Genomic DNA, 9,865 nt, shown 5'->3' with positions numbered 1-9,865 from the left:
CCCTTGTAGGAGCGAGGCTTGCCCGCGAAGAGGCCACCACATTCACCGCAAGTTCCCAAGGGTCGACCCCCTAACAATCAACCGCGCCGAAAAATCCAGGGTCCTCACCGGCCCATCATCCCCACGCAACCGCTTGAGCAGACACTCGAACGCACTCTCCCCGATCTCCGCCGTCGGCTGGGCAAGCGCGGTAATCCCGCTCCCCACCAACGGATACCAATCCAGATCATCCAGCGCGATCAGCCCCACATCCTCAAACAGCTGGCAGTTCAACTCCCGCAGTCCCTGCGTACTGGCCAGCGCCGCAACCCCGTTGCCACAGAACAACGCCTTGGGCCCGGGACCAGGTACCTCCAGAAAACACTTCAAATCCGCCGTCAGATCGCTGCCCGTCTCGATCAACGTCCCACGCAACGCCGGCCGCTTTGCAATCTGTGCCTTGAAACTCGCCACGCGCTCGATCCGCGAACTGGTGCCGTCGAAGGGCTCGGTCACCAGCAGCACATCGCGGTAGCCGCGCTCTTCCAGATGACTCAGCGCAAGCTCCACAGCCGCCGGGTTATCCAGCCCGACCATGTCGCTCTCCAGGTGCTCGACCTTGCGGTCCACCAGCACCATCGGCATTTCCCGGTGCAGTTCGTGCAATTCGTCACGGTGGTGGCCGAGGGTGTTCACGATCAGCCCTTCGATGTTGTAGGAGCGCAGCAGCGCCAGGTGCTGGCGTTCCTGCTCGTCATCGCGGTCGGTGTTGCACACCACAAGGCTGTAGCCGTGGCGACGACAGGCGGTTTCCACGCCGTGCATCACGGCAATCGAATAGGGGTTGCGGATGTCGGCCACCAGCATGCCGATCAGGCGGGTGCGCCCGCGTTTGAGGCCGCGGGCCATCTGGTTCGGGCGATAACCGAGTTCGGCGATGGCCTGCTCGATGCGCGAGGCGATGGCGTCGGAGAGCAGGGCGCGGTCGTCACCGATGAATCGCGACACGCTGGCCTTGGACACCTTGGCGTGTTCGGCGACGTCGAGCATGGTGACGCGGCTGCGCTGGGCGGCGGAAAAATCGTTCACGGACTGAAACCTTGTTATTGGATTTATAGGGTTTCAACGTGTCGTGAGATTGTGCTGAAACCGGTTTCAGAAGACACCAGAAGCGGATTCGCCGTCAAGTCCCGGGTTAGAAATTGTCGAGCAAGCGCCGACGGACGGAGTCAGGCCAGAACGCTCAGCCACGCCGAACCCAGCAGCAACAGGGCCATGCAGCGGTTGAAACGCTGCATGGACCGAGGCGAGCGCAACCAGCGGCTGGATCCGGCGCCGAGCAACGCCCAGACACCCATGCACGGCAGGGAAATCAGGAAAAACGCCAGGGACAGGTACAGCACATGCACCATGCGATCTTCTCCGACACCGGCGAACACACTGACCACCGCCAGCGCCATCATCCATGTCTTCGGGTTGATCCATTGCAGGCTGGCAGCGCCCCAGATCCCCAGGCGCGAGCCGCTGTCCTGGGCGGTCACCGCGCTGGCTGCCGCGCGGAAAATCTGCCAGGCCAGGTAGCTAAGCCAACTCACGCCGGCCCATTGCATCACTGTCTGGACCGCCGGCCATTTGTTCAAAGACGAGCCTGCACCGGTGCCCACCACCAGTACCAGAATTGCAGCGCTGGCACAGGCGCCGAGGATGATCGGGAGGGCAGCGCTCAGACCGAATCGGGCACTGTTGCTCAGCACCAGAATGTTGGTGGGACCTGGGGTGATGGAGGCCACGAAGGCGAACAGCAGGAAGGGCAATAACGTCGGGAAAGAGGCGAACATCGCTAGCAACTCCAGTGAAGATCAGTGAATTCGATCTTCACCGGCCCGCCGTTCAACTGTCTGGAAGATTTGAGCAACGCTTGCGATACAGCGCCGGCGTCAGGCCATAGGCGCGCACGAACCAGCGGCCCAGATGACTCTGGTCGGCGAAGCCCAAAGCCATCGCCACCGTCGCCGGCTGCTCACCCCGGGCCAGCATTCGCCGGGCGGTGGCCAGGCGCAGTTGCACCAGATAGGCGTGGGGCGCCATGCCGTAAGCGGCCTTGAAGGCGCGGGTCAGGCGAAAGCGATCGACGCCGGTGGCCGCCGCCAGTTGATCGAGTCCGATGTCTTCGTGGGCATGGGCGTGCAGGTATTCCCGGGCCTTCTGCGCCACCAGCGGCAGGCGCGGGTCTTCGCCATAACGGGCGCGCCAGTGCAGGTGGGTGGTCAGGCGTTCGAGCAAACCGTCCAGCGCCGTCTGGCGGACGATCTTCAGTTCACCGCGATGCAGCGTCTCGAAGGCCCGCGCAATGGCCTGGGTCAGCTGCACATCGGTGGTCAGGGTCTGGGCGAAACTCAATTCACCGTGGTCCGGCGCCTTGTCGAACAACGCGCTGATTTCCCGGGTCAGCCACTGCGGATCGAGGTACAGCATGCGGTAAGTGAAACCGTCCTCGGTCGGCGCCTCACCGTCGTGGATATCCCCCGGCTCCAGCAAAAACACCTTGCCCGGCGTGCTCTGGTGTTTGGCCCGCCGGCAGTTGAACTGTTGGACTCCTTGCTCGGTGAACCCCACCAGGTAGCTGTCATGCCAGTGCGGATCGTAGGCATGCCCCTCGAAATGCGCGCGCAGCGTCTCGATGCCGGTGTCGGCATCCTGGGCCAGGTCGATCCAGTTGTGAGAAGTCATGCTGCACCTGCGAGACGGATTGCCGGTCCATATTAACCCCCGCGTCGTGGAGGGTGGCTAGAACGTTTGTGCAGGGGGTTCAGCCAGCGAATCGACTAGCCATAGCACGCAAACGCCACCGCGCCACTAGCAGTTCTGATAGTTATGCAAGCGCCGGGGATGTGTTCTAGTGATCAGCACATTGACGTGAGCAGGGAGGCTGAACATGAGCCGGATCGAGCCGTCCGCGGTAGAAAATCCTGTCGAGCCCAGATCAGGCATTCGAATTTGCGCGCCCGGCAACATACGAGGCTGGCGGACGTCCTCAACCACCGCCTTGTTGAGCTGGGATGAACCCTATTCATGGTGCAACCAGTGCCCGAATGCCATTGGTTATGAAGTGACCGGCGAGGGATTGCCAACGCTCAATGTGCTCCGTCCGCCCTGTGAAATAAAAGCGTTGAAACCCGATGTCGAGTATCAGTTTCAGGTGACGGCCAAAGCGTCAGTCACCAACGTCTCGGATCCCAGCCCTTATCGTCTGCTCAAACTCCACCCGCCCGGCAAACCGGGGCTGCCTCAGCTGCTGGATGTGAGCTTTTCATCATTGAGCTTGAGTTGGGAGCGGGCTAACCCCGGATTCACCGGCATTCGCTACCGGGTTTACCTGAACGGGTTTCTGGTCAAACAGGTGGATGAGCCGCAAGTCTGCCTCACGCATTTGAGGAGCTTTACGGTTTATAAGGTTGAAGTGCGGGCGGTCAATGACGCAGGCGTTTCCGGACCCAGCGGTGCCACGTTCAAGACCCGGGTGCGCACTCCCTCCAACCTGCGGTTCAGTCAGCGAAACGGACTGTGCAGGGTGGCGTGGGACCCGGTTTTCAAACAGCCTGCCGCTCATGAAGTCACTGTCAATGGTCAGGTGTTCACTACGGCGGCTGGCCGCCTGGGTCACAGCTTCTGGCTCTCGGATGTATCACCGGGACCGGTGCCACACCACTTGAAGTTCAAGGTTCAAGCGATGCTGGATGGGGAGGTTTCCGACATCGCGTTGTTCGAAAGTACCGTCTCGGACGATGTTCCTCCCAGCCGACCTGGGGCTCCGGTTGTCAGTGACATAACCGACACCAGTGCAACATTGAGTTGGGAGCCCTCCAGTGACGATGTTGGGGTGGCCAGTTATGAAGCGGTCCTGTACGGGTTTCTGCCTTACCGGACGTTGAATACACAATTCACCTTCACCGGGCTGGCCAGCGGCTCTTATCACTGGGCATTCGTGCGTGCCCGGGACAAGCAAGGGAATGCATCGGGCGCCAGCCCGGCCGTTGCCTTTAAAACCACCGGACAGGCGCCTTCACCACCACCGTCGGCACCTGAGTTGAGCATCACGGCTTTGACCGCCACATCAGCCCGACTGGAATGGTGGCAGCCGGATGAAGGGACAACGACCGGCGCAAAAATTCTGATTAATGAAGAGCACTACCTTGATGTGCTCATTTTCACTTCCGTGGTCTTGAACGACTTGGTGCCAGGTGTCGAATACCGGATCAGCGTCACGGTGTTCGACATGTACGGGCAACTGTCCGAGCCGACGCTGCTGATCTATGAACCCCAGGATATTACTGCGCCCAGTACACCGGGAAATCTGCACAGCACACAGATAACCACCGACTCGGTCACGCTGGCATGGAATGAATCAACCGATGATATCGGCGTTCTTGAGTATGTGATTTACAACAGCCATGCGTACTTCGACAGCACGCCACTGCTGCACTACACCGCTGTGGATTTGCTGCCCGGCAGTTACTCGTTTGAAGTGTGCGCCATGGATCTGGCCGGAAACGCCTCTGAACCTGCGGCGCTGACCATTGAGATCGAAGGCCCGACGTTCAACCAAACAACCCCGCCGCAATATTGATCGAGAACCCGAGTATCGCGGTGTTGAACAGAAACCCGATCAACGACTGCGCCAGCACGATCTTGCGCAGATCCCGCGTGGCGACGCCGACATCGGAGGTCTGTACGGCGGCGCTGATGGTGAACGAGAAGTACAGAAAGTCCCAGTAATTGGGCGTGGTCAGGCTTTCGGCGAAGCGCAGGGCCGGGGCTTTGTCTTCGCAGGTGTAGAACAGGCGGGCGTAGTGCACGCTGAAAATCACTCCGATCAGCAGCCATGAGCCGATCACCGTCAGTGCGGTGAAGCCGTAGTGCAGAAGTTTCGGGGTGGTTGCCAGTTCCTTGCTGCCGGCCAGTTCGAAGGTAATGGCGGCCAGGCTGGCAATCGCTGCGATGCATACCACCAGCAACACCAGGCCGGCGTTCTCGTCTTCGATGTCGGCGATGCGTTTGACGTCGGTTGCCTTGGAGTGCGCGGCAAGCCAGATCATCAGTATCAGGTAGGCCCAGACCCCAGTGTTCCAGCCGATGAGGATTTTGCCGATGACCGAATCGGCCGGTGCCAGAATGCCCACGCCGATGCCCAGAGTCGTGGCGGCGGAGAGGCGTGGGTGGGTGTGGGTGAGGAAGGGCATGGGGGCTCGATGGCGGCGGAGTATGCCAACACCTTAGCCCCAGCGCAGTGGCATGGCCAACACTGAACCCCTGTAGGAGCGAGCATGCTCGCGATGGAGGCCAACGATAACGCGGGGCATCAGGTTTCCCGCATCATCGTTGACGACCATCGCGAGCATGCTCGCTCCTACAGGGGGTGGTGGTGTTGATTAGATTTGCTTTCGTCTGCGAACGAGCTTCATCACCACCACAAAAAACACCGGTACGAACACCACCGCCAGCGTCGCCGTAATCATCCCGCCAATCACCCCCGTGCCGATCGCTTGCTGGCTCGCCGAGCTTGCACCCGTGGCGATGGCCAGCGGCACGACGCCGAGGATGAAGGCCAGGGAGGTCATGACGATCGGGCGCAAGCGCAGGCGCGCGGCTTGCAGGGTGGCGTCGATCAGGTCGTGGCCTTCGTCGTACAGGCTCTTGGCGAATTCGATGATCAGGATCGCGTTCTTCGCCGACAGGCCGATGATGGTGATCAGTCCGACCTTGAAGAACACATCGTTGGGCATCCCGCGCAACGTCACCGCCAGCACCGCGCCGAGCACGCCCAAGGGCACCACCAGCAACACCGAGGTCGGAATCGACCAGCTCTCATACAGCGCCGCCAGGCACAGGAACACGATCAGCAGCGACAACCCCAGCAGAATCGGCGCCTGACTGCCGGACAACCTTTCCTGCAACGACAACCCGGTCCATTCCTGGCCCAATCCCGCCGGCCCAAGCGCCACCAGCCGCTCGATCTCCGCCATGGCTTCCCCGGTGCTGTGTCCCGGTGTCGGCTCGCCGGAAATGCTGATCGCCGGATAACCGTTGTAACGCGTCAACTGCGCCGGCCCCAGGGTCCATTTGGCCTGGACGAAGGCAGACAGCGGGACCATTTTTCCCTCGCTGTTACGCACGTGCATTTTCAGCAGATCGTCGACCTGGCTGCGCTGATCACCCTCGGCCTGGACCACCACCCGTTGCATGCGCCCCTGATTAGGGAAGTCGTTGATGTAAGTCGAACCCACGGCGGTGGACAGCATGCTGCCGACATCGGCAAAGGACACGCCCAGGGCATTGGCCTGCTTGCGGTCGACGATCAACTGCACCTGCGGCGCTTCGGCCAGGGCGCTTTCGCGCACGTTCATCAGGATCGGGCTCTTCTCGGCAGCCGCCAGCAACTCGGTGCGCGCCTGCATCAACGTGGCATGGCCGAGGCCGCCGCGATCCTGCAGGCGGAACTCGAAACCGCTGGAGGTGCCCAGACCATCCACCGGCGGTGGCAGCACGGCAAAAGTCACGGCGTCCTTGATCTGGCTCAGGGCGATGTTGGCGCGGTCGGCAATGGAGCTCGCCGAATCGTCGCTGCCACGCTGGGACCAGTCCTTCAAGGTGGTAAACGCCAGCGCCGCGTTCTGCCCGTTGCCGGAGAAACTGAAGCCGAGAATCACCGTGCTGTCGCCCACGCCGGGTTCCGTGGCGTTGTGCGCTTCGATCTGCTCGACCACCTGCACCGTGCGGTTCTTGCTCGCGCCGGGCGGCAGCTGGATGTCGGTGATGGTGTAACCCTGATCCTCGACCGGCAGGAACGAAGAGGGCAGGCGGCTGAAGCACAGCCCCAGGCCGATCAGCAGCAGACCGTAGATCAACAGGTAACGACCGCTGCGTTTCAGCGCGTAAGCGACCCAGCCCTCATACCGCTCGGTCAGTCGGTCGAAACCACGGTTGAACCAGCCGAAGAACCCGGTCTTTTCATGATGCTCACCCTTGCCGATCGGCTTGAGCAGCGTCGCGCAGAGCGCCGGGGTCAGGGTCAGGGCGAGGAAGGCCGAGAACAGGATCGAGGTGGCCATCGACAACGAGAACTGCCGGTAAATCACTCCTACCGATCCCTGCATGAAGGCCATCGGAATGAACACCGCCACCAGCACCAGGGTGATGCCGATGATCGCCCCGGTGATCTGCTTCATCGCCTTGCGCGTGGCCTCCTTGGGCGACAGGCCTTCGGTGGCCATGATCCGCTCGACGTTCTCCACCACCACAATCGCGTCGTCCACCAGAATGCCGATGGCCAGCACCATGCCGAACATGGTCAGCACGTTGATCGAAAAGCCCAGCGCCAGCATGGTCGCGAACGTGCCCATCAACGCTACCGGCACGACAAGCGTCGGAATCAGCGTGTAGCGGATGTTCTGCAGGAACAGGAACATCACCGCGAACACCAGCACCATCGCCTCGAGCAGGGTGTAGACCACCTTGGTGATCGAGACCTTGACGAAAGGCGAGGTGTCGTAAGGGATCTTGTATTCGACATTGGCCGGGAAGTAGCGCGACAGTTCGTCCATCTTCGCCCGCACCAGCGTCGCGGTGCTCAGGGCGTTGGCGCCCGGCGAGAGTTGCACGCCGACCGCGGTGGACGGCTTGCCGTTCAGGCGCGTGCCGAACTGGTATTCCTGGCTGCCGATCTCGACCCGCGCCACATCGCCGATGCGCACGGTGGAGCCGTCGGGATTGGCCTTGAGCACGATGTCGGCGAATTCTTCAGGGCTCGACAGCTGGCCCTTCACCAGAATGGTCGCGGTGATTTCCTGGGTGCTGCGGGTCGGCAGGTCGCCGATGCTGCCTGCCGAAACCTGGGCGTTTTGCGCAACGATGGCGGCGTTGACGTCCGCCGGGGTCAGGTTGAAACCGATCAGCTTCTGCGGGTCGATCCAGATGCGCATGGCCCGTTCGGCGCCATACAGCTGGGCCTTGCCGACCCCGTCCAGGCGCTTGATCTCGTTCATCACGTTGCGCGCCAGGTAGTCGCTGAGCGCCACGTCGTCGAGCTTGCCGTCAGTGGAAGTCAGGGTGATCAGCAGCAGGAAACCGGCGGAGACTTTCTCCACCTGCAGACCCTGCTGGTTCACCGCCTGCGGCAGGCGCGACTCGACGACCTTCAGGCGGTTCTGCACATCCACCTGGGCCAGTTCCGGGTTGGTGCCCGGCTGGAACGTCGCCTTGATCGTGGCGCTGCCGAGGCTGCTCTGGGACTCGAAATACAGCAGGTGATCGGCGCCGTTGAGCTCTTCCTCGATCAGGCTGACCACGCTCTCGTCCACGGTCTGCGCCGAGGCGCCGGGGTACACGGCGTAGATTTCGACTTGCGGCGGCGCGACGTCGGGGTATTGCGCCACCGGCAACTGCGGAATGGCCAGGACACCGGCCAGCAGAATGAACAGGGCGACCACCCAGGCGAACACCGGGCGGTCGATAAAGAACTGCGGCATAAACAAGCGTCCTGCTTATTGACCAGAAGCCTGGGCAAGTGGAAGAGGGGAGTCGTCGATCTGCACTTTGTCGCCGGGGCGGGCGTGCTGCAGGCCTTCGATGACGATGCGGTCGCCCGGCTTCAAGCCGCCGGTGACCACCCAACGGTCGTTCTGCACCGCGCCCAGTTCGACCGGTTGCTGGCCGACCCGCTGTTCGTCGTCGAGCAGCAGCACCTGTGCGATGCCGGCGCTGTCACGCTGGATCGCCCGCTGCGGCACGCTGATGCCTTGCTGGTTGACCGCCTGTTCCAGACGCACCCGCACGAAGCTGCCGGGCAGCAGGTCGAGGTCGGGGTTGGGGAATTCGCTGCGCAGGATGATCTGGCCGGTGCCGGGATCGACCGTGATGTCGGTGAACAGCAGCTTGCCCGGCAGCGGATAGAGGCTGCCGTCGTCCTGGATCAGCGTGGCCTTGGCCTGGCCCTGGCCGACGGCTTCCAGCTGGCCGGAGCGGAAGGCGCGGCGCAGGTCGTTGAGTTCTCGGGTCGACTGGGTCAGGTCGGCGTGGATCGGGTTCAGTTGCTGGATCAGCGCCAGCGGGGTGGTTTCGTTCTGCCCGACCAGGGCGCCTTCGGTGACCAATGCGCGGCCGATACGCCCGGAAATCGGTGCGGTGACGGTGGCGTAACCGAGGTTGAGTTTCGCCCGCTCCACGGCGGCCTTGTTGGCGGCGACTTCGGCGACGGTCTGACGCGCCAGTGCCCGCGCATTGTCGTATTCCTGGGCGCTGATGGCCTTGTCATCGATCAGCTGGGCGTAGCGCTGCTCCTGAAGTCTGGCCTGGAAAGCATTGGCCTCGGCCTTGCGCAACGCGGCTTCGGCGCTGTCCAGATCCGCCTTGAACGGCGCCGGATCGATGCGAAACAGCACATCGCCCTGTTTCACGTCGCTGCCTTCGCGAAAGGTCCGTTGCAGGACCACACCAGCCACCCGGGCACGCACTTCGGCGATGCGCGGTGCGACGATGCGCCCGCTCAGCTCGCTGCTGATCGACAGGGGATGGGCCTGGATGGTTTCGATGCGCACGGTGGGCAGTGGCGCCGACTCTTCGGCGGTCGAGGCCTTGTCGCAGGCGCTCAGGGTCAAGGCCAGCGTCAGGAGACCGAGCTTGGCAAGCAGATGGTTTGACATGAAATACCCCAATAGTGACCCCGGCATGCTACTGGGCGGGGCACTTGGGAGCGGTGAAGCTTTGTTGGTGCTGTGTGAAATTGTGTAAGGGTTTTGCTCAGGTTCGGGTGAGGGCGTATATCCTGCATGTCTTGAATTCTTCAGCGTCTGGTCGGGCCTGTTCGCGGGCAAGCCTCGCTCCTACAGAG

General features: G+C 62.2%; 7 protein-coding genes. 1 reads left to right on the top strand and 6 read right to left on the bottom strand.

Annotated elements, in window-relative coordinates; all coding sequences use genetic code 11:
- Positions 1-42 precede the first annotated feature (42 nt).
- From K9857_RS27960 to K9857_RS27950, 3 genes are all read right to left on the bottom strand, one after another.
- Positions 43-1,068: a LacI family DNA-binding transcriptional regulator gene (locus tag K9857_RS27960; protein ID WP_318011788.1), complete on the bottom strand. Its 1,026-nt coding sequence runs from the start codon at positions 1,066-1,068 to the stop codon at positions 43-45.
- Between the two features lie 140 nt (positions 1,069-1,208).
- Positions 1,209-1,817: a LysE family translocator gene (locus K9857_RS27955; protein WP_224541415.1), complete on the bottom strand. Its 609-nt coding sequence runs from the start codon at positions 1,815-1,817 to the stop codon at positions 1,209-1,211.
- Between the two features lie 52 nt (positions 1,818-1,869).
- Positions 1,870-2,709: an AraC family transcriptional regulator gene (locus tag K9857_RS27950; RefSeq protein ID WP_224541413.1), complete on the bottom strand. Its 840-nt coding sequence runs from the start codon at positions 2,707-2,709 to the stop codon at positions 1,870-1,872.
- Positions 2,710-2,914: 205 nt separating this feature from the next.
- Between K9857_RS27950 and K9857_RS27945 the strand changes: the two genes are divergently transcribed.
- Positions 2,915-4,606: a fibronectin type III domain-containing protein gene (locus tag K9857_RS27945; protein ID WP_224541411.1), complete on the top strand. Its 1,692-nt coding sequence runs from the start codon at positions 2,915-2,917 to the stop codon at positions 4,604-4,606.
- Here the strand turns inward: K9857_RS27945 and K9857_RS27940 are convergent.
- The 3 genes from K9857_RS27940 to K9857_RS27930 all read right to left on the bottom strand — a co-directional run bounded on the left by K9857_RS27940 (position 4,578) and on the right by K9857_RS27930 (position 9,677).
- Entirely contained in the window at positions 4,578-5,219 is a 642-nt protein-coding gene (locus K9857_RS27940) for a DUF1345 domain-containing protein (protein ID WP_224541408.1), read from the bottom strand. The two genes, K9857_RS27945 and K9857_RS27940, sit on opposite strands and share 29 nt — an antisense overlap.
- Before the next feature lie 189 nt (positions 5,220-5,408).
- The gene (locus K9857_RS27935; protein WP_224541406.1) at positions 5,409-8,504 is read right to left on the bottom strand and encodes an efflux RND transporter permease subunit; all 3,096 of its coding nucleotides are present in this window, start codon (positions 8,502-8,504) and stop codon (positions 5,409-5,411) included.
- Between the two features lie 15 nt (positions 8,505-8,519).
- Positions 8,520-9,677, bottom strand: coding sequence for an efflux RND transporter periplasmic adaptor subunit (locus K9857_RS27930; protein WP_224541404.1), 1,158 nt, complete (start codon positions 9,675-9,677; stop codon positions 8,520-8,522).
- Positions 9,678-9,865: the final 188 nt, after the last annotated feature.

Source organism: Pseudomonas sp. REP124 (genome assembly GCF_020164475.1).
Classification (GTDB): domain Bacteria; phylum Pseudomonadota; class Gammaproteobacteria; order Pseudomonadales; family Pseudomonadaceae; genus Aquipseudomonas.
Note: the sequence above shows the minus strand (reverse complement) of the source record. Positions and strands in the feature narration are given on the sequence as shown.